Below are 20,130 nucleotides of genomic sequence, written 5' to 3'. Positions count from 1 at the left end.
CATCTCGCGCATACGCTCCGGTGCTGCTAGAAGGGCGCGCATTTCGGATCCAAAGCGCGTGAGCAGCCCATGATTCCTCGCTACAGCCGGCCGGAGATGGTGGCGGTGTTCTCGCCCGAGACCAAGCTCGGGATCTGGCTCGACGTCGAGCTGGCGGCAGCCGAGGCGATGGCCGAGATCGGCGCCGTCCCGGCCGAGCCGGTCCGGGCGCTGACACAGAAGGCGGCAGCACACCGCGAGCGGCTGATCGATCCGGCCAGGGTCGAGGAGATCGAGGCCGTCACCCGCCACGACGTGATCGCTTTCCTCACCCATGTCGAGCAGGTGTGCGGCGAGGAGGCCAGGTTCCTGCACTTGGGCCTGACCTCGTCCGACCTTCTCGACACCACGCTCGCGATCCAGCTCACCCGCGCCGCCGACCTGATCCTGACCGATCTCGACCTCGTCCTCGACGCGCTCGAGCGGCGCGCCTACGAGCACAAATTGACGCCCTGCATCGGCCGCAGCCACGGCATCCACGCCGAGCCGGTCACGTTCGGCCTCAAGCTCGCGAGCGCGTTTGCCGAGTTCGCCCGCAACCGGCGCCGCATGGTGCGGGCGCGCGAGGAGATCGCGACCTGCGCCATCTCGGGGGCCGTAGGCACCTTCGCCAACGTCGATCCCAGGGTCGAGGCCGCCGTGGCCGTCCGGTTCGGCCTCAGGCCCGAGCCGATCTCGACCCAGGTGATCCCGCGCGACCGGCACGCGGCGTTCACGAGCGTGCTGGCGCTGATCGCCTCCTCGATCGAGCGGCTCGCGATCGAGGTGCGCCACCTCCAACGCACCGAGGTGCGCGAGGCCGAAGAGTTCTTCGCCGCCGGGCAGAAAGGCAGCTCGGCCATGCCGCACAAGCGCAACCCCGTGCTCTCCGAGAACCTGACCGGCCTCGCCCGGATGATCCGGGCTGCAGTCATTCCTGCGCTCGAGAACGTGGCGCTCTGGCACGAGCGCGACATCTCGCACAGCTCGGTCGAGCGGGTGATGCTGCCGGATGCCTGCATCCTCACCGATTTCGCGTTGGTGCGCCTCGCCCGGATGATGGAGAACCTCGTCGTCTACCCGGAGCAGATGCGGCGCAACCTCGAGGCCACCCACGGCCTCCACAGCTCGCAGCGCGTGCTGCTGGCGCTGACCGAGGCGGGCCTGCCGCGGCAGAAGGCCTACGAGATCGTGCAGCGCCAGGCCATGCGCGCCTGGCACGAGGGCAAGCCCTTGCTCGAGCTGCTCGCGGGCGACCCCGAGGTCACGGCGCATCTGGACCGGGCACGGCTCGAGCGCCTGTTCGACCTCGATTACCATTTCAAGCACGTCGATACGATCTTCGAGCGCGTGTTCGGGGCACCCGCCGGCAATGGCAACGGCGGCTGAAGGGGGCCGGCCTTGCTGCGACCGGTAGCATTCCTCGCCGCAGCGACGCTCGTGCTCGCCGCGGGCACGGCCACGGCCGGCATCCTGCTCGAGGGCGACTACGAGGGGCGGCCGCTCCGGCTCGAGCTCGGCCGGGACCAGAGCCGGGTGCTGGCCGTGGTCGAGAGTACCCGCTACCTCGTCGATCTCGCCCAAGGCGACGTCCACGCGCTCGACGGAAGCCGGCCGCATCGCATCCGTGCGGCCGCCATGCCGGAGGCCGCCCCGTTCCGGCCGTCCTCGCTCGAGCCGTGGAGCGAGGGGCCGATGGTGGCCGGGTACGGCAGCACCTATCACGTGCTGATCATGAACGAGCGGATCTGCGGCGAGGTGCTCGCGAGCCCCTGGATGGCGAGCTTCACCGAGCCTCTCGTCCGGGCGGTCGAGCTTCTGCAGCGGGTCGAGCCGAAGCTGGCGCCGCGCAGGCACGAGCCCGGCTGCGGCGAGGTCGGCTTCGCCGCCTATGCCGGCGACGGCTTTCCGCTCGTGGCGGGATTCAAGGGCGAGCCTCTGTTCCGGGTGAGCCGGCTGCGCTTCGACCATCGCCCGGCCGAGGCGGCATTCGACCTGCCGGCGGATGCCATCGACTGCGGGCCGAAGCGCTGCTGACGGCCTGACGGAGCCGCCCGGTCCATGGTACCATCGGTCGTCCAGATGCCACGGCCGATGGGCCGAATGCGGGGCGGAGCGCGAGCACACCCCGCGCTGGGAGGCTGTCATGGCGGCCAAGGATCGGGCGGAGCGGCGGCTGGCGGCGATTCTGGCCGCCGACGTGGTCGGCTACAGCCGGCTGATCGAGGCGGACGAGGCGGCGACGCTGGCCTTGATCAAGAGCTTGCGCCGCGAGGTGATCGATCCGCTGCTCGCCGAGCATCATGGTCGCATCGTCAAGCTGATGGGCGACGGTGCTTTGGTCGAGTTCGCCTCGGTGGTCGATGCGGTCGCCTGCGCCGTCGCGGTGCAAAGGGCCGTGGCCGGGCGGCAGGCGGCGGTCCCGGCCGAGCGGCGGATCGTGTTCCGGATCGGGGTCAACCTCGGCGACGTCGTGGTCGAGGGCGAGGACCTGCTCGGCGACGGCGTCAACGTGGCGGCCCGGCTGGAGCAGCTCTGCGAGCCCGGCGGCGTGCTGGTCTCGGGCACGGCCTACGATCACCTGCAGGGCCGCCTGGGCCTGCCGCTGACCTTCGCCGGCGAGCAGCGGGTCAAGAACATCGCGCGGCCGATCCGCACCTACCGGGTGGAGCTGGACGGCAAAGCCGCGCGGCGGCGGTCATGGTGGCAGGGCCGTCGTGCCGCCGCCGCCCTGGCCGCCCTTCTCGTGCTCGCGGCCGCCGCGGCGGGGGGATGGTGGTGGGGCCGGGCCGGCGGGGACGCCGGAGCCCAGGGCCGCGCCTCGATCGCCGTGCTGCCGTTCGAGAACCTGGGCGGCGACGCGGCCACGGGCCGGCTCGCCGACGGGCTCACCGAGGACACGATCACCGATCTCGCCCGCTTCCGCGACCTCGACGTGATCGCCCGCAACTCGACCGCGGCCTACAAGGGCAAGCCGGTCGACGTGCGGGAGGTCGGCAGGGCGTTGGGCGTCCGCTACGTGCTGGAAGGCTCGATCCAGCGCCAGGGCGCGCGCGTAAGGGTTACGGCGCAGCTCATCGACGCGCCCACCGGCACCCATGTCTGGTCCGAGCGCTGGGACCGACCCACGCAGGACGTGTTCGCGGTCCAGAGCGAGCTCGCCGAGGCGGTCGCAGCCAAGATCGGCGGCTATACGGGCCTGATCGTCGCGGCCGATCGCGATCTGGCCAAGCGCAAGCGGCCGCAGGACCTGAATGCCTACGACCTCTATCTCCTGGGAATCGAGGCCAAGCACCGCGAGACCAAGGAGAGCGTCGAGGAGGCGATCCGTCTCCTGAAGCAGAGTCTCGCCATCGACCCCAATTTCGCCCGCGCCTGGACGGGACTGTCCTGGTCCTACCAGGTGCTGGGCGGCTTCGTGGACGAGACACCCGAGCTGCGGCAGGCCGCCAAGGATGCGGCGCAGCAGGCCGTCGATCTCGATCCCATGGACGCCGAGGCCCATGCGGCACTCGCCAGCGCGCTCGGAAGGGAAGGCAACCTCGTCCGCACCGGGGCCGAGCTCGGCAAGGCCCTCGATCTGAACCCGAACTCGGCCGACATCCTGACCTTCTATGCGGACTGGGCGAGCAGCTTCGGCCAAGCCGAGAGGGGTGCCGCGGCGGCCGAGCAGGCGATCCGGCTGAACCCCAACATGCCGAACTGGGCGCTGAGCTCTTATCGCTATGCTTTCTTCATGGTGGGCCGGTACGAGGACGCGCTGCGCATGCTGGACCGGAAGCCCCGGGACAACTACCGCCGGAGCGACTACGTCTTCCGTGCCGCCGCGTTGGGTGCTCTGGGGCGGGTGGAGGAAGCGCATGCGGCCGTCGCCGAGGCGCTGACACGGTTTCCCAACCTGACCGTGGAAGGCTTCGCCGGTGCACCCGAGTGGAGCGCGGCCGAGCGGCAACGGCTCACCGACACGATGCGGCGGGCGGGCTTTCCGGCCTGCGCCAAGCAGGAGACCCTCAAGATCATGCCCGGCCTCGAGCGCCTACCCGAGTGCGCCAGCTCCTGAAGGAGCGCTCGCCGTCCTCAGACGTCGCTCACGCGCCGATCGAGAAAGGGTCAGCGTTCCGTGATGGCGGGTAGACCCGAGTTCATGCCCCGCACGACCGGGGTCCATGGTCGCCGTCTAGAGTCGATCGACCGGGAGCACCGAAGCTTCCGGCGACGAATCGGAGATGTGCGATGCGCACGACATGGCTTTCCGCCGCTTTGGGGATCGCGCTCCTTTCCGCGGCGGCGCTGCCGGCCCTGGCCGAGACGGCACCCCAGCCTGCAGCACGGCATCGCGAGCCGGCCATCACCCCCACCACGCAGGATCAGGGCATGCGGCACGAGCGTGTGCGGCAGGCCGACCGCGGCACGTGCCAGAGCATGATCAACTACTTCGACGACAACGCGGCCAGTCACAAACAATCGTCGAACTACGCCAAGGCCGTCGGCATGCGCGACCAGGCGGAGCAGGCCTGCGGCAAGGGCGACTACAGCGGTGGCGTCAAGCAGCTCCACGCCGCGGAGAAGCTGCTCGGCATTCCGCGCGGCTGAACGGGCTCACGCCCGCGGCTTCGCCTTGTGGGTGGCGGGGGCGGTGAGCGGGTCCTCGGGCCAGGGATGCTTGGGATAGCGCCCGCGCAGCTCCTTGCGCACGGCGGGATAGCCCGTGACCCAGAAGCCCGCGAGGTCCCGGGTCACCGCCACTGGACGCTGCGCGGGCGAGAGGAGCTGCAGGCTCAGCTTCACGCGACCCTCGTCGACCGCAGGTGTCACGGCGAGGCCGAACAGCTCCTGCAGCTTGACCGCGAGCACCGGCGGATCGGCGGTGTAGTCGATCGCGATCTCCCGGCCGCTCGGCACAGGAAGGCGTGCAGGAGCACGGCGCTCCAGCTCCCGCCATTGCGCATGATCGAGCCGGCTCTTCAGGATCGCCTGGAGATCGATGTCGGCCAGATCCACGAGCCGCCGTCGGCCCGCGAGCCAGGGTGCCAGCCATTCCTCGAGTCCGGCCAGAAGCGCCGGATCGTCGAGATCGGGCCAGCACTCCGGCTCGCGGCGGCGCAGGAACGCCACGCGCGCCCGGAGCTGCCGGGCGGCATCGCTCCAGGGCAGAACGACGAGGCCCTTCGCCCGGATGCCCTGGCACAGGGCGGCCGCGACGCGCTCGGGGTCGATGGCGGTCAGGGCCTGCTCCTTGACGACGAGCGCTCCCAGCCTGGTGACACGGCGCGCCGTGACCGCCGCCTCGCGCGGATCGAAGCGGACCTCCTCCTCGGTCGTGAACCGCTCGCCGAAAAGAGCCTCCACCGTGGCGAGGCTCAAGGGGGCGGCGAGCCGGATGCGCGCCTCGGCCCCGGCATCGTCGAGCTCGGCCACGGCGAGCCAGGGCTCCTTCGCCAGCGGGTCCAAGGGATCGAGCCGGGCACCTCTCCCGTTCGCGAGGCGGAAGCTGCCAGGGCCACCGCGTGCCTGCGCCAGCCGGTCGGGGTAGGCGAGCGCCGTCACCGCTCCCACCGCCTCGGCCCTCGCCTCGCCCGGCTCTCCACCCAGCGCCCGGCCGAGCTGACGGCGGATGCGCTCCGCCTCGCGCGTGGCGCCCGCGCCACGGCCGAGCAGCTCGACCCGGCGGACGAGGTCGGCGTCGCTGCGGTCGCGGTCGGAATCGCGGCCACTGAGAAGAGCCGCTACCGCGAGCGCCGTCCCCGCCATGCCCCGCTCCCGCGCGCGCAACACCATGTGGGCGAGGCGCGGATGAAGCGGCAGCTCGGCCATGGCGCGGCCGTGCGGCGTCACGGCACCCGAGGCGTCAAGCGCCTCCAGCTCGCGCAGCAACTCGCGCGCCTGCTGGAACGGCCCCACCGGCGGCCGGGTCGGCAGGCGCAAGGCGGCCGGGTCCCGCACGCCCCAGACGGCGAGCTCGAGGGCGAGCGGGGCGAGATCCGCCTCCTCGATCTCGGCCGGGCGATGCTCGCGGCGGCCGCGATCCTCCTCGGGCGGCCACAGGCGGTAGCAGATGCCGGGCCCGAGGCGGCCGGCGCGACCCTTGCGCTGCTCGGCCGAGGCGCGGCTGATCGGAACCGTCACGAGCCGGCTCATGCCGGTGCGCGGCGAGAAGCGGGCACGCCGCTCGAGGCCGGCGTCGATCACGACGGCGACCCCCTCGATGGTGAGGCTGGTCTCGGCGATGTTGGTGGCGAGCACGATCTTGCGCCGGCCCGAAGGTGCGGGTCGGATCGCCGCGTCCTGTGCGGCGCGCGGCAGGTCGCCGTAGAGGGGATGGATCGCGATGGCAGGATCGCGCAGGCGGTCCCGCAGCAGCGCCTCGGCGCGGCGGATCTCCCCGGCACCGGGCAGGAAGACGAGGATGCTGCCGGAAGATGCTGCGAGCGCCTCTTGAACCGCGCGCGCCACGTGCAGCTCGAGGGCCTCGCCCGGATCGCCCGCGAGATGCTCGACCCGGACCGGGAACAGCCGCCCCTCGCTGCGGACGACGGGAACATCGCCCAAGAGCCGGGCCGTGGCGGCACCGTCGAGTGTGGCCGACATGACGAGGAGCTTGAGGTCGGGCCGGAGCGATTCCTGCACCTCGAGGCACAAGGCGAGGCCGAGATCGGCATCGAGCGAGCGCTCGTGGAACTCGTCGAACACGACGAGCCCGTAAGCCTCGAGCATCGGATCGCGCTGGAGGCGCCGCGTGAGGAGGCCTTCGGTCACGACCTCGATCCGGGTGTGCTGTCCCACCCGGCGCTCGAAGCGCATGGCGTAGCCCACGGTCTCGCCGGGCTCCTCGCCCAGAAGCTCCGCCATGCGCGCAGCAGCGCCACGCGCCGCGAGCCGGCGCGGCTCCAGCACCAGGATGCGGCGGCCCGCGAGCCAGGGCTCGTCCAGAAGCCGCAAGGGGACGAGCGTGGTCTTGCCGGCGCCGGGCGGCGCTTCCAGGACGGCCGCGGCATGCGCGGCGAGCGCCGCGCGCAAACGAGGGATCGCCTCCTCGACGGGAAGGGCGGTGAGGGCCGCAAGGGATACGTGTTCCGGCATGACGGCCGCGTCGATAGCGGCAAGCGCCCCTCGTGGCCAAGCTCAAATCAGCCGCTGCGTCCTGAAGCTCGTGTGGCGGTTCTTGCCGACGATGATGTGGTCGTGGACGGTGATGTTCACCTGCGCCAGCGCGTTCACGACCTGGCGGGTCATGTCGATGTCGGCCTGGGACGGGGTGGGGTCGCCGCTCGGGTGGTTGTGGACCATGATGATGGCGCTGGCCGCGAGCTCGAGCGCGCGCTTGACCACCTCCCGCGGGTAGAGCGGCGTGTGGTCGACCGTGCCCCGGCTCTGCACCTCGTCCTTGATCAGGATGTTCTTGCGGTCGAGGAACAGGATGCGGAAATGCTCGGCGGGCTCGTGCTGCATCGCGACGCTGAGATAGTCGATGAGCGCCGTCCACGAGCCGATCACCGGCCGCTCCGCGATCTGCTCCTTGAGCACGCGCTGCTGGGCGCAGTGGATGGCCCGCAAGAGGATCTGGGTGAAGCGCAGATCGTCGTCGCGGATCCGCTTGAGCTCGTCCGGAGCCTCGGCCGGCAGAGATCCTAAACATTCGGCATAGCGCAACGGATCGGCGGCGAAGACACCGCCGAGGCTGCCGAAGCTCGCGAGCAGCCGCTTCGCGATCGGCTTGGTGTCGCGGCGATAGATCGAAAAGAACAGGAGGAGCTCCAGAAGCTCGTAGTCGGCGAGCGTCTCGGGTAGGGGCATCTCGAGGAAGCGCTGCCGCAGCCGCTCGCGATGACCATGATAATGCTTGCTGCCCCAGCCCTGCAGCGGTGCCGGCTTGGCCTCGGCGAGGCCGGAGGGCGCTCGGGGCGCTGCCGCGAGCGTCTCCGCGAGCCATGCCACCGCCGGAAGATCCGGGAGCGACCAGGCCTGCCGCGCCGCGTGCCAGCGTCCGCCCACGGCCTTGATCCGATCGCGCAAGGGGAAGGTTGCCCCGGACAGCCAGTAACGGCCGTCCTCCTCGACCACGCCGAGCCCGGCCGCTTCCAGCCGCCGCTGCAGCAGGTTCATGTCGTCGGTGCCAGCCATACTGGAAAACTAAACTAAAGCGATTTTCATTTCCATATTTATCTCGTTACGGTTGATGATGCCCCCTGTTCCGATGCGACAGCGGCCCCGGAATGTCCGGCAGCCGGCCCCGAGCGGAAGGAGGTGCTCCCCGCTCCCACCTTCAATCCACCACCGTCCTGCACTAGCCTCCGGCCCGCACGAAACGACCGGGGGCGAGCGGATGGCAGGCGAGCCACAGAACGTGATCTTCGATCTCGGCGGGGTGCTGATCGACTGGAACCCACGCCACCTCTATCGCCGGATGTTCGACGGCGACGAGGCGGCGATGGAGCGGTTCTTGAGCGAGATCTGCACGCCCGACTGGAACCTCGGCTTCGATGCCGGACGGCCCTGGACCGAGGGAATCGCGGAGCTGGTCGCCCGGCACCCGCACGAGAAGGAACGGATCGAGGCCTATCGCAGCCGCTGGCTCGAGATGATCGGCGGCCCGATCGCGGGCACGGTGCGGCTCCTCGAGGAGCTCGATGCGCGCGATGTGCCGCTCTATGCCCTCACCAACTGGTCGGTCGAGACGTTCGCTCTGGTCCGACCCGATCCGACCTACGCCTTTCTGGATCGCTTCCGGACCATCTTCGTCTCGGGCGAGCTCGGCCTGATCAAGCCCGACCCTGCGATCTACCGCCATGCGCTGGGTGCCATCGGTGCCCCACCCGACCGATGTCTGTTCATCGACGATTCGGCGAAGAACGTCGCGGCCGCGGCCGAGCTCGGCCTTCTCGTCCACCACTTCACGAGTCCCGAGCGCCTGCGCGCCGATCTCGAGCGCTACGGGCTCCTGCCCGAGCCGGGACAGGGATGAGACGTGCGGCGCCGGCTCCTTCGCGCGACCCTGGCCCTTCTGGCGGTCCTCGTCCTGGCGGCGGGTGGTTTGTCCTGGCTGGCGCTCGCCTCCCTGCCCCGACTTTCGGGCGAGATCACGGTGCCGGGCCTCGAGCGCCCGGTCCGCATCGTCCGCGATGCCGCCGCCGTGCCGCACGTCGAGGCCGAGACGGCCGACGATGCCTGGTTCGCCATGGGCTTCCTGCACGGCCAGGACCGGCTCTGGCAGATGGAGTTCCATCGGCTGCTGGCGCGAGGCCGCCTCGCCGAGGTGCTGGGACCGGCCGCTCTCCCTTATGATCGCTTCTTCCGCATGCTGGGCCTCGCCCGCCATGCCCAAGCCGCGGCGGCCGGCCTCTCGCCCGAGGCGCGCCGCGGCCTCGAGGCCTACAGCCACGGTGTCAATGCCGCCATCGCCCGGTACGGACGGATCCTCCCGCCGGAGTTCCTGATCCTGCGCCATGCGCCCGAGCCCTGGCAGCCGGCCGACAGCATCCTGTTCCAGAAGCTGATGGCACTCGATCTGTCGCTGAACTGGCGCGAGGAGCTGCTGCGCGCCCGTCTCGCCCGGCGCTTGAGCACCGAGCAGCTCCGCGATCTCTGGCCCGGATCGGCGCCGGACACACCTGTGACCCTCGCAGCGCTCGCCGGCCTGCCGCTCGAGCGGCTCGCGGCCGCCCTGCCGGAAGCGCCCCCGCCCGGCCTGGGCTCGAACGTCTGGGTCGTGGACGGCACGCGCACGACGAGCGGCAAGCCGCTCCTCGCCAACGATCCGCATCTCGGGCTCCAGATGCCGGGCCACTGGTATCTCGCCCACCTCGAGGCACCCGGTCTCTCGGTCATCGGCGCCACCCTGCCTTCGCTCCCCTTCGTCGTGCTCGGCCGCAACCGCGACATCGCCTGGGGCTTCACGAACACCGGCTCCGACACGCAGGATCTGTTCATCGAGCGGGTCGATCCCGACGATCCCGACCGCTACCTGACGCCGGACGGATCCGAGCCGTTCCGCAAGCGCATCGAGACCATCGGCGTCCGCGGGCAGGAGCCCGTGGTCCTCACGGTCCGCGAGACCCGGCACGGGCCCGTGATCTCCGATCTCGTCCCGGCGGCAGCCGAGGCCGTCGGGACCGGCTACGTACTCGCTCTCGCCTGGACCCAGCTCCGCGACGACGACACCACCATGGCGGCCGGGTTCGCCCTCGATCGGGCGACGGACTGGCCGAGCTTCGTCGCGGCGGCCGAGCTCTACCAGGGCGCGCAGCAGAACATGGCCTACGCCGACCGGACGGGTCTGATCGGCATGATCAGCCCGGGCCTGGTGCCGATCCGGCGCAGCGGCGACGGCAGCATGCCGGTGCCGGGCTGGACGGGCGCGTACGACTGGCAAGGCACCATCCCGGCGGATCGGCTGCCGCGCGAGGCGGCACCTGCGCGCGGCCTCCTCGTCAATGCCAACAACCGCCTCGTGGACGGTGATTACCCCTATCTCCTCACCCGCGACTGGGAGTCCCCTCTGCGCGCCGAGCGGCTCGAAGCGCTCCTGCGGAATGCGCGCGGGCTCGACGCCGACCGCTTCGCCGCGATCCAGCTCGACATCGCTTCGACCCTGGCCGACACGTTCCTCCCCTGGCTGCTCGCGGCCGAGCCGGCCGGAGCCGAGGAGCGGGCGATCCTCGCCGCCATGGCGGCATGGGACCGGCGCATGGCGGTCGACCGGCCGGAGCCGCTCCTGTTCGCAGCCTGGTACGAAGAGCTCGCAGAGGTCGTCCATGCCGACGAGCTCGGGCCTCTGTTCCCGGCCTTCCGTGGCATCCGCCCCGAGTTCATGCGTCACGTCCTGACCGAGGCGCCGCGATGGTGCGACGACGTCCGCACGCCGGCAATGGAGACCTGCCAGCAAGATTCGGCGCAGGCGCTGCACCGGGCGGTGGCACGGCTCCATGAGTACTACGGGCCGAACTGGCGGCGCTGGCGCTGGGGCGAGGCGCATCCGGCCGTGATGGCCCACACGCCGTTCGAGGAGAGCAGGCTCCTGCGCCGGTTGTTCAGCCTCGTCTTTCCGATCGGCGGCGATTCCAGCACGGTCAACGTCGCCCATCACGGCACGACGCGGCCGGAGCTGCCGTTCGGCGCGGTCGCGGCTGCGAGCTACCGCGCCACCTACGATCTGGCCGATCCCGACGGCGGCGGGCGCTGGGTCGCCGCCACCGGCCAGTCCGGCCATCCGCTCTCACCGCATTATCGCGATCAGGCGGAGCTCTGGCGGCAGGGTCGCTATCTCGCCATGACCATGCGCCAGGATCGCTATCGGCAGGACGCCATCGGCGTTCTCGTCCTGCGTCCGTCGGACTCGCCACCCGATGGTTGATCGTGAATAGCTCTTAGTGCTACTGAAATTCCAAGAGCTTCACGCATGAGGCTGTCGGCGAAAGAGACGCATGAGCACCCCGCCCCGGAGCACGTTCGGCCGCCGGCTGCGTGCGCTGCGGCTGACCCACGGCATGAGCCAGGTCGAGCTCGCGCAGCGGATCGGCCGCCACCAGACCGCGATCGGCCCTTACGAGCGCGACGAGTACGAGCCGCCGCGCGACGTGGTCGAGAAGCTTGCGGCGGCGCTCGACACCAGCCCGGAATACCTCTATTTCGGCCGCCATCCCCGGCAGACCGCCCTCTCGGTGGTCGGGCGGCTCGGCCGGGCCGGCCTTCTCGAGCCGCAGGACGAGCCATCGGCCGAGCTCGTGGTGCTGGGCGACGACCGGCTGCAGGGCTACCGGCTCCTCGACGACAGCATGGCGCCGGTGTTCCGGGAGCGGCAGCTCGTGCTGGTGCCGGCGGTCGCGAGCCAGAAGCCCGTGCAGCTCCTCGGCCGCGACGTGCTGGCCGAGCTCGCGGACGGCAGGGTGCTCCTGCGCCGGCTGCTGCCGGCTGCCGACCCCACCCGGTTCGATCTTGCCGCCTACAACGCCTCGATCCTGCCCTCGGTCACCCTCAAGAGTGCCAGGCCCGTCGTCGGCGTCCTGTGGCCGGAAGCGTGGAGCGAGGGCTCCCGGAGTCGGTCCGGATCGGGCAATACCCTTATGGTTGATGAGAAATTCTAGTTTTGCTGGCGGTTTATCGAGATTAATAGTATTTTAACTAAATGTGTTTGATCGCGTAGCGATGGGAGCGGCCCGCTCCCGCCGCCAGCGCGTCGGGAGAAACGTTTCGATGACGCAACTGGCCAACAAGACCGTCGCGCGTAGCGCCAGCGGTCGCAGCCGTGCCCTCGATGTCGATCATTACGTCAGCCTGCGCATCCGCCAGCGCCGGATCATGCTGGGCCTCACCCAGCAGCAGATGGCCGAGCTGATCGGCGTCACCTACCAGCAGGCCCACAAGTACGAGACCGGCATCAACCGCATCTCGGCCGGTCGGCTCTATCAGATCGCCCAGGCGCTGGGTGTCGACATCAGCTACTTCTTCGAGGACATCGACCCGGACAGGCGGGCGAAGCCCAAGACGTCGGAGATGCTGCCGCAGCAGCGCATGCTGCTCGAACTCGCCCGCAACTTCGCCGCCATCAACAGCCGCAAGCACCAGGATGCGCTCTGCAACCTCGCGCGCGTGCTGGCGAGCAACGAGACCGAGGCGGCCGAGGAGTGAGATATCGGTCCCTTCAGGGACCCGCGCCCCTGGCACGCATCAGTGCCGCCTCCTCGATGATCCGAAGCGTCTCCGACCACAGGCCGAGGCCGGGCAGCTCGCCGCGCGCGAACCAGGCGACCTCGGCCGCATCGTCGCCCGCCACGGGCTCGCCGCGCGGTGCCTCGGCCGTGAAGTCGACGAGCGTGTAATGGTAGCGGACCCGGCCGTCCGGGTCCCGCTCCACGAGATCGACCGTGGTGAGCAGCCGCACGTCGCCGAGCTCGAGCCCGGTCTCCTCCCGCACCTCGCGGGTCACGGCTTCCCGCAGCGTCTCGCCCAGACGCTGCGCCCCGCCCGGCAGCGACCACTGGCCCATGCGCGGCGGCTTGCCGCGCCGGATCAGGAGCACGCGGTCGTCCCGCCAAACCACGGCGCCTACGCCGACGACCGGCCGATCGGGGTAGAGCCTGCTCATGATTTCCCCTGCACCTTCCCGCTCTCTCCAGGCTCCGCCTCAGCCGATCAGGACCAGAACGCCTGCGGCCTCGTGAATGGCGCCATCGAAGATCTCGGCGTCGGTCACGAGGCCGATGAGCGGCAGCCCGCCCAGCTCCTGCCGCAACAGAGCCAGCTCGTCCACACCCGGCCCGAACAGCTCGCGGCCGCGATGACGGGAAGCCAGGTAGAGACCGGCCGTGGCCTGCCTGCCGCCGAGGCCGTCGCGCAGGCGTCGCGCGAGCTCGCTCACCCGAGCGAGCGAGGCGGCGGGATCGGGCCGCATCAGCCGGACGATGCCACCCGGACGTCCGCCTTCGATCTGCAAGGCACCGCTCGACCGGTCGAGGTCCGTGATCCGGCGCATCCTGTACTCGTCCTCCTCGCCGGGACCGGGCTCGGCGAGCCATAAGCCCGGAGCCGCCTGCGCGCCGGCGCGGCGGAACAGGTCGCCGAGTTCGTCGGTCAGCACGTCGAGCGCCGGGCGGCCGTCGAGCGCCAGGATCCGGCAGCCGATAGCGCTGGTGACACGGTGCGCCGGCCCCAAGGGCGAGCCCGCTCGGGCCATCCCGGCGAGGATCGGCAGATCGGGAGCAAAGCCGATCGAGGTGGCGCTGCTGCCGATGCTGCCGCCGGCGATGTGCACAGGAGATCGCCCGGCCGCGGTCAGACCGCCGACGATGGTGCCGGCCGGACACCGGGCAAGATCGGCAAGGCTTCTCGCGGGATCGGCCTCGTCCATCTCGGCATGGGCGAGAAGGAGCCCGCCCGGGCTCTCGGGCGGTGCGAGGGCCGCCGTCACGCGAAAGCCGGCTTCGGGCAGGCTCGTGACGAGGACGGCGAGCCCGCGATCGCTCGCCCCGCCGGGACCGCCCAGAACGGCCGGGCTGCAAGCCCCGAACCAGGTCCCGACGCCGGTGCGCTCGCGCAGCGCCCGCAGCACGTCGTCGGCCATCGGCGCCAGCCAATCGCTGAGATAGACGATCCCGAGATTGGCCCCGGCCGGCAGCGGCTCGAGCTGGTCGAGACAAGCGCCCAGCACGCCGTGCCAGTTCGGACCGGCAGCGGTCACCGCGCGGGATCGGAAGCTCGCATGACAGGTCATCGTACTCCATCGTCGACGCAGGCTGCCTGCCTTAGCGGATCACCGGGGGGAGGCCAAGCAGGAACCCCCTCCTTCGGTTGACGCCTCCTTGACATCTATATCCTTATAGTGGAAAAGGTTTCTACGCCGAAGATCGCAGGTAGAAACCACCGATCGACGGCGTGCTTGACTGATGAGATGGGACCCTGGGGGACTGTCCGGGCGGACAGTCCCCTTTCTTCCGCAGCAATCTCGGCTCGGACGGAGCCGGGATGGGACAGAGGCGATCCATACCCGCTCGAACCAGGGTCACGAGCATCACGACTGCTGACTGCATCAGCCGGCTCGCCAGAGTCGTGCCAGACCCGTCAGAACGGGTCGATCCCGAGGTGGTGCTAGAGCACGGGCAGCAGATGACGCAGGATCCTGGCCGAGCTGCCGGCGACCTCGTGAACGAAGGCCGCGAAGTCGAAGCGGCTGTCCTTGCCGGCGAGGTCGGAAAGGGCGCGGATGTCGAGCCAGGGTATCCCGAACGCCTCGCAGACCTGGCCGAGCGCCCCGCCCTCCATCTCGACCGCGGCGCCGCCGAGGTCCCTGAACAGCCGTTCGCGCGTGGCCTCGCAGTGGATGTACTGGTCGCCCGAGAGGATCGTGCCGAAGACGATCCGGGGTGGCCTGCCCTCCCCGCCCGCCGCACGCGAGAGCGGCGGCAGGCCGAAGCCGTCGAGGCGCTCGCGCAGCCGTGCCAGGAGGTCCGCGGGCACGGGGTAGCCGAGCCGGTCGGTGGGGTTGAAGAAGGGCACGTGGCCGGCCTGGTAGGTGGCGAGCCGCTCGTTCTCGATGACGCCGGCATCGTGCTGGAGCGTGCGGTCGGCGATCACCACGTCGCCGATGTGGAGCGCCGGGTCGAGCCCGCCCGCGACACCCGAGAACACGATCATCCGGCAGCGGAAGCGGTCGGCGAGCAGCGTCGCCACCAGCGCCGTGTTGACCTTGCCGATCCCCGCCCCCACGAGCACGACCTCGTGACCGTCGAGCCGGCCGCGGTCGAAGCGGGCATGGGCCACCTGAACGGCTTCGGCGTGCGCGAGCGCATCGCGCAGATGGGCGAGTTCCTCGGGGATGGCGCAGATCAGGCCGATGGTCACGGGCGACGGCTCCTCCAGCAAGCACGGGCGAGGTCCGTCTTACGCAGCTTGCCGGGTCGAGGCCAGAGCCGTCATAGTGCCGGCCGCAACGCTACAGGCGCGGAGGGTCCTTCCTTGGACCGGCAGCTCATCGGCATCGATCACCTGATCATCGGGGTGCGCGATCTCGAAGCGGCGCGGGCGCGCTACGCCCGGCTCGGCTTCAACTCGACGCCGCGCGGCCGGCACGTGGGCTGGGGCACGGCCAACTACTGCATCATGTTCGAGCAGGACTATCTCGAGCTCTTGGGCATCGTCGATCCAGCCCAGTTCACGAACGACCTCGACCGGTTCCTCGAGAGGCGCGAGGGGCTGCTCGGGATCGTGGTGGGCTCGCGCGACGCCGAGGCCACACGCGCGGCCTGGGCCGAGGCCGGAACCGAGCTCGATGCGGTCAAGGCTCTGGGGCGTCTCCTCGAGAGCGAGGACGGGCCCATCGAGCTGCGCTTCAGGAATGTGATGCCGGGTCGTGCGGCCACGGGCGGGGTCGGTCTGTTCGCGTGCCAGCACCTCACCCCGGAACCGATGCGCAGGCCTGCCTGGCTCCTCCATCCGAATGGTGCCCGGGGAATCCGCTCCTGCACGATCGCCACGACCGACACGGGCCCGGTCGTCGAGGCGATGGTGCGGCTGTTCGGCAGCTCGACCGTCACCGACACCGACAACGTCGTCGCCGTCCATACCGGCCACGGGGTGATCCTGATCGCCCCGCCCGAGGATACCGAGCTCATGCACCCTCTCGTCGATACGACGGCGATCGGTGCCGAGCCCGTTCTCGCCGCCCTGACGCTCGGCGTCGCCGATCCCGACCGGACCGCGGCCTTCCTGAAGCTGCAGGGCGTGCCTTTCCGGCGCTCTCCCACCGGCGAGGTGCTGGTGCCGCCGGTCGAGGCGCACGGCGTGGCGCTCGAGTTCACGGCGGCCTGATCAGGCGGCCTGGGCACCTGACAGCCATACCCGAGGGCGCAGCCAGCACGGTAGCGGAACCCCGGCTCCACGCAGCCGTTCCCGTGCACCCAGGCTGCGGCCATCCTCGGGACAGGCCGCAGCCGCCTCTTGTGGCAAGGCGGCATGGCGCGACGGCTTCTTCTCGTCCTGCTCTCGATTCTGGTGCTCGTCGTCGTGGTGGCGGGCAGCGCTCTGGCATTCGTCTCATGGAAGCCCGACGTGCTCAAGCCCACGATCGAGCGGCTGGCGAGCGCGCAGCTCGGGCGGCAGGTCAGGCTCGGCGGGCCGCTCCGCCTCGATCTCGGGCGGATCACGACCGTGGACCTGAGCGGGCTCGAGATCGCGGCACCGGATTGGGCGCAAGCGAAGAACTTCGCCGAGATCCAGCATCTCCGGATAGGGTTCGATCTCGGCACCTATCTTCGTGATCGCCGCATCCACCTGACCGAGCTCAGGATCGACCAGCCGCGCGTGGCGGCCGAGCGGGACGCGCAAGGGCGGACGAGCTGGCCCTCGCCGCCGGCCGGCCCGGCGAAGCCCACGCAGGATGCACGCAAGAGTGGCTCGGACGGCCTGCCGCGGATCGACGCCGTGAGCCTCACGGACGGGCACGTCAGCTACCAGGATGCCAAGGCGAAGGTGCAGCTCGCGGCCGAGGTGGCGACGACTGAGGCGACGGGAGCGGGCGGGTTTCCCGGCCTCACCGTCGACGGCAAGGGCAAGGTGCAGGACGATCCGCTCGACCTCTCGCTCAAGATCGGAGCGCTCGCCGCGCTGACCCGGCCCTCGGGGCCGCTGCCCGTCGAGGGTCATCTGACCGTCGCCGGCAGCCGGATCGATCTGAACGGCGAGGTTCGCGAGCCGCAGAGCCTGCGCGGCGTCACGCTCACGGCGCATGTCCGAAGCAACGATCCGCGGCCGCTCCTCGCCCTCGCCGGACGGCCCGTGAACCAGGCGTTGCCTCCGCTGGCGGCAGGAGCCAGGCTCACCCGCGAGGCGGGACCGTTCGAGCTCGACGATCTCGCCCTGACCTGGGGCGAGAGCCGGATCGAGGGACGGGCGAGCTACGATCCGGCCCCGGCCCGGCCGGTGATCCGCGGCGAGCTGCGGGCACCGCTCCTCGACCTCGTGCCGTTGTGGCCGGTGCTGGCCGCGGGCGGCTCCAAGGAAAAGACCGGCAATCCGCTGGCGGTGCTCGCCGGCTACGATGGCGATCTCGACCTCGCGACGGGCGAGGTGCGCCTGCCGCAGCTCACGATCGGCGAGATGAAGGGCCATCTCCATCTCGCCGACGACCGCCTGACGGTGGAGCCTTTGCGCGTGGTGCTGCCGCAGGGTGAGCTTTCGGGCCGGGTCGCGACCGGACCGGCGAGCGATCCGACGCTTGCGGCCGACCTGGCGCTCGATGCGAAGGACGTCGATCTCGCCGCCACGGTGCGCGGCGTGACAGGGGTCGCGGGCAGGCTCGCAGGCAAGGTCAGAGGGACCTTGCGTGGCACTGACCTCGGGACGATCCTGGCGCAGAGCCGGCTCGACCTCGACGCCAGTGGCCAGGGGATCAGGGCACCTTATTTCCGCGCCGACGAGGTGGTGGCGCAGGCGAAGCTCGACGGCGGGCGGCTCGCGATCGAACCCTTGCGGGCGACCCTGCCCGAAGGACGGATCGAAGGCCGGGCCGTCGCCACGTCGCTCGACGGCACCCCCTCGGTCGATGCCGATCTCGACGTCGCGGGCGTGCAGCTCGCGACTTTCCTCGGCGAGGACAAGGGCTACGCGGGCACGGTCGACGGCAAGCTCACGGCACAAGGACCGGCAGGATCGGTCGCGGCGTTCTTGAACCAGGGTCGGCTCATCTTCGACGGGCGCGCGCGCGGCCTCGAGATCCCGCAAGCCGAGCTCGGTGCCGTCGATGCCAAGGCGATGCTCGAGCAGGGCCGGCTCACCCTCGATCCGCTCCGGGCCGACCTGCCGCAGGGCAGGGTCGCGGGCCGGGTCACGGCCGGGCCGTTCGGCGACGGTTTCACCGCCGACCTCGACCTCGCCGCGGATCAGGTCGATCTCGGCAGGATCGCCCGGACCGATACGGTCGCCGGCGTCCTGAACGGGAAGCTCACCGGCACGATCGAGGGCAAGAACGCGGCCGAGATCCTGACCCGGAGCCGGCTCGACCTCAAGGCCACGGCCGACCAGCTCAAGCTGCCGCAGCTCGGCGAGCGCATGCCGCACGCCACGATCGACGCCGGCCTCACCCCCGGCAAGGAACGGCCGCTCCATGCCGTGGTCGAGGGCAAGGTCGGCGGCACCCCGCTCAAGATCACGGCGCAAGGCGGCGCGGCGCAGGATCTCGTGGAGCAGCGCGGCTCCTATCCTCTCACGGTCGACGCGGCGCTCGGCAACACCAAGGCGAGCGCCGACGGCCGCCTCGACCTGCCGCTCAAAGAGGGCCGGTTCCAGGCCGAGGTCAGGGTCGAGGGGCCGGATCCGGGACCCGTTCTGAACCTGCTGAAGTTGCCCGAGGCGACGCTGCCGCCCTACCGGATCGCGGGTCAGGTCACGCGCAGCGAGAAGGGCATCAAGATCGCCGAGCTTGCCGGCAGGCTCGGCGACAGCGACATCGGCGGCAATCTGGAGCTGAGCCTGGACGGGCCGCGGCCGAAGCTCTCGGGCAAGCTGCACTCGAAGGTCCTGGACGGCGACGATTTCAACGGGCTGATCGGCGCCGAGCCGGGCACGGGCGCGGGCGAGACCGCCTCGCAGGCGCAGAAGGAGACGGTGCAGGCGCAGAAGCGGGACGACAAGGTCGTCCCCGACAAGAAGCTCGAACCGGCGCGGCTGCAGAAGTTCGACGTCGACCTCGCCGTCTCGGCCGACAAGTTCCATTACGGCAAGATGCCGCTCGACTCGTTCGATGCTTCCGTCACGCTCACCGACGGCAACCTGCGGGTGGACCCTTTGGTCTTACGCCTCGGCGACGGCCGCATCCAGGGCAAGGTGCAGCTCGATGCTCGTAAAGCACCGGCCGTGGCGAACGTCGAGGCCGACCTGCGGCGCCTGCCGGTGGCGCGGCTCCTCAGCCGGCTGAACGTCAACGCCTCGGCCTACGGCACGCTGTCGGGCCGGGCACGGGGTGGGGTCGGCGTGTCGGGCGAAGGGCTCAGCACGAAGCAGATCCTCGGCAACGCCGACGGCGAGGTGACGCTCGTCATGCAGGGTGGCACGATCGACCGGACCATCGTCGAGGCGCTGGGCTTCGATCTCCTGGGCGTGCTGGGCTCGGTGCTGAACGTCACCTCCGATCAGGTGCAGCTCCGCTGCACGCTGGCCGATCTCGCGATCCGCGACGGGATCGTGCACACGCGCTCGCTCCTGGTCGACACGCCGGTCGCCGACATCAGCGGCGACGGCACCATCAATCTGAAGACGGAGCGGATCGACTTCACCTTGCGCGCCAAGCCGACCGGAACGCCCGTGCCGACCGACCGCACCGGCATCTCCGTCGCCGGCACGCTCGCGCATCCCGATGTCAACATCAACGCGGCGACGCTGGCGGTGCGGGGCGCTACCGCCACGGTGGGGGCACTGCTCAAGCCGTTCACGGCCATCATCGGCGCCCTCGGGAACGGCGGGCGGGACGAGGCGAACCCGTGCACGGGCTTCCTGCAACAGTCCGGCAGCGACTGAACGGAAGCGGCTCGAACGAGGCAGCGAGCCCGCTCCCGCCGGCCGCTCAGGCGAGGCCGACGAGGCGGAGCACGACGATCACCACCACGACCACGCCGATGATGTAGAAGA

Annotated in this window: 15 protein-coding genes; 10 read left to right on the top strand and 5 right to left on the bottom strand. The window is 70.6% G+C overall.

All coding sequences use genetic code 11. The features are described from left to right. Window positions 1-69 precede the first annotated feature (69 nt). From purB to U1T56_RS03505, 4 genes are all read left to right on the top strand, one after another. Window positions 70-1,407, top strand: coding sequence for an adenylosuccinate lyase (gene purB / locus U1T56_RS03520; RefSeq protein ID WP_418158053.1), 1,338 nt, complete (start codon window positions 70-72; stop codon window positions 1,405-1,407). A 12-nt stretch (window positions 1,408-1,419) separates the two neighbouring features. After that, window positions 1,420-2,055 carry a hypothetical protein gene (locus tag U1T56_RS03515; protein ID WP_418158052.1) on the top strand — a complete coding sequence of 212 codons (636 nt, stop codon included), beginning with the start codon at window positions 1,420-1,422 and terminating at the stop codon, window positions 2,053-2,055. Window positions 2,056-2,164: 109 nt separating this feature from the next. Next, complete coding sequence (locus U1T56_RS03510) at window positions 2,165-4,078, top strand: adenylate/guanylate cyclase domain-containing protein (RefSeq protein WP_418158051.1); 1,914 nt, start codon at window positions 2,165-2,167, stop codon at window positions 4,076-4,078. A gap of 173 nt (window positions 4,079-4,251) precedes the next feature. Continuing rightward, window positions 4,252-4,611, top strand: a complete 360-nt coding sequence (locus U1T56_RS03505; protein WP_418158050.1) for a hypothetical protein — start codon at window positions 4,252-4,254, stop codon at window positions 4,609-4,611. Between the two features lie 6 nt (window positions 4,612-4,617). Here U1T56_RS03505 and hrpB read toward each other — a convergent pair whose 3' ends face one another. Continuing rightward, window positions 4,618-7,098, bottom strand: a complete 2,481-nt coding sequence (hrpB, locus tag U1T56_RS03500; protein ID WP_418158049.1) for an ATP-dependent helicase HrpB — start codon at window positions 7,096-7,098, stop codon at window positions 4,618-4,620. Window positions 7,099-7,140: 42 nt separating this feature from the next. Continuing rightward, window positions 7,141-8,121: a RadC family protein gene (radC, locus tag U1T56_RS03495; RefSeq protein WP_418158048.1), complete on the bottom strand. Its 981-nt coding sequence runs from the start codon at window positions 8,119-8,121 to the stop codon at window positions 7,141-7,143. 220 nt (window positions 8,122-8,341) lie between these two features. On the opposite strand from radC, the gene U1T56_RS03490 reads away from it, so the two are divergent. The 4 genes from U1T56_RS03490 (at window position 8,342) to U1T56_RS03475 (ending at window position 12,642) form a co-directional block, all read left to right on the top strand. Then, window positions 8,342-8,980 (top strand): HAD family hydrolase, encoded by a 639-nt coding sequence (locus U1T56_RS03490; RefSeq protein ID WP_418158047.1) that lies wholly within the window; start codon window positions 8,342-8,344, stop codon window positions 8,978-8,980. A 3-nt stretch (window positions 8,981-8,983) separates the two neighbouring features. After that, a complete protein-coding gene (locus U1T56_RS03485; protein WP_418158046.1) occupies window positions 8,984-11,368 on the top strand; it encodes a penicillin acylase family protein in 2,385 nt (794 codons plus the stop codon). Window positions 11,369-11,438: 70 nt separating this feature from the next. After that, window positions 11,439-12,098 carry a helix-turn-helix domain-containing protein gene (locus tag U1T56_RS03480; protein WP_418158045.1) on the top strand — a complete coding sequence of 220 codons (660 nt, stop codon included), beginning with the start codon at window positions 11,439-11,441 and terminating at the stop codon, window positions 12,096-12,098. A gap of 109 nt (window positions 12,099-12,207) precedes the next feature. Next, window positions 12,208-12,642 (top strand): helix-turn-helix domain-containing protein, encoded by a 435-nt coding sequence (locus U1T56_RS03475; protein WP_418158044.1) that lies wholly within the window; start codon window positions 12,208-12,210, stop codon window positions 12,640-12,642. Between the two features lie 13 nt (window positions 12,643-12,655). Here the strand turns inward: U1T56_RS03475 and U1T56_RS03470 are convergent, their stop codons facing one another. The 3 genes from U1T56_RS03470 to U1T56_RS03460 all read right to left on the bottom strand — a co-directional run bounded on the left by U1T56_RS03470 (window position 12,656) and on the right by U1T56_RS03460 (window position 15,351). Beyond that, a complete protein-coding gene (locus U1T56_RS03470; RefSeq protein WP_418158043.1) occupies window positions 12,656-13,099 on the bottom strand; it encodes an NUDIX hydrolase in 444 nt (147 codons plus the stop codon). 39 nt (window positions 13,100-13,138) lie between these two features. Beyond that, window positions 13,139-14,191 (bottom strand): FIST N-terminal domain-containing protein, encoded by a 1,053-nt coding sequence (locus tag U1T56_RS03465; RefSeq protein WP_418158042.1) that lies wholly within the window; start codon window positions 14,189-14,191, stop codon window positions 13,139-13,141. 407 nt (window positions 14,192-14,598) lie between these two features. After that, on the bottom strand, window positions 14,599-15,351 hold the full coding sequence (locus U1T56_RS03460; RefSeq protein ID WP_418158041.1) for a 5'-methylthioadenosine/adenosylhomocysteine nucleosidase: 753 nt from the start codon (window positions 15,349-15,351) through the stop codon (window positions 14,599-14,601). Window positions 15,352-15,465: 114 nt separating this feature from the next. Between U1T56_RS03460 and U1T56_RS03455 the strand changes: the two genes are divergently transcribed. Then, window positions 15,466-16,317 (top strand): VOC family protein, encoded by an 852-nt coding sequence (locus U1T56_RS03455; RefSeq protein WP_418158040.1) that lies wholly within the window; start codon window positions 15,466-15,468, stop codon window positions 16,315-16,317. A 144-nt stretch (window positions 16,318-16,461) separates the two neighbouring features. Continuing rightward, window positions 16,462-20,019 carry an AsmA family protein gene (locus U1T56_RS03450; protein WP_418158039.1) on the top strand — a complete coding sequence of 1,186 codons (3,558 nt, stop codon included), beginning with the start codon at window positions 16,462-16,464 and terminating at the stop codon, window positions 20,017-20,019. Window positions 20,020-20,130: the final 111 nt, after the last annotated feature.

Source organism: Benzoatithermus flavus, from assembly GCF_037908215.1.
Lineage (GTDB): Bacteria > Pseudomonadota > Alphaproteobacteria > Geminicoccales > Geminicoccaceae > Benzoatithermus > Benzoatithermus flavus.
Note: the sequence above shows the minus strand (reverse complement) of the source record. Positions and strands in the feature narration are given on the sequence as shown.

Bases quoted from the DNA above. Each gene is read 5' to 3' on its own strand.
- purB (WP_418158053.1), top strand. From the start codon at position 70: ATGATTCCTCGCTACAGCCGGCCGGAGATGGTGGCGGTGTTCTCGCCC.
- U1T56_RS03510 (WP_418158051.1), top strand. From the start codon at position 2,165: ATGGCGGCCAAGGATCGGGCGGAGCGGCGGCTGGCGGCGATTCTGGCC.
- U1T56_RS03505 (WP_418158050.1), top strand. From the start codon at position 4,252: ATGCGCACGACATGGCTTTCCGCCGCTTTGGGGATCGCGCTCCTTTCC.
- hrpB (WP_418158049.1), bottom strand. From the start codon at position 7,098: ATGCCGGAACACGTATCCCTTGCGGCCCTCACCGCCCTTCCCGTCGAG.
- radC (WP_418158048.1), bottom strand. From the start codon at position 8,121: ATGAACCTGCTGCAGCGGCGGCTGGAAGCGGCCGGGCTCGGCGTGGTC.
- U1T56_RS03490 (WP_418158047.1), top strand. From the start codon at position 8,342: ATGGCAGGCGAGCCACAGAACGTGATCTTCGATCTCGGCGGGGTGCTG.
- U1T56_RS03480 (WP_418158045.1), top strand. From the start codon at position 11,439: ATGAGCACCCCGCCCCGGAGCACGTTCGGCCGCCGGCTGCGTGCGCTG.
- U1T56_RS03475 (WP_418158044.1), top strand. From the start codon at position 12,208: ATGACGCAACTGGCCAACAAGACCGTCGCGCGTAGCGCCAGCGGTCGC.
- U1T56_RS03470 (WP_418158043.1), bottom strand. From the start codon at position 13,099: ATGAGCAGGCTCTACCCCGATCGGCCGGTCGTCGGCGTAGGCGCCGTG.
- U1T56_RS03450 (WP_418158039.1), top strand. From the start codon at position 16,462: ATGGCGCGACGGCTTCTTCTCGTCCTGCTCTCGATTCTGGTGCTCGTC.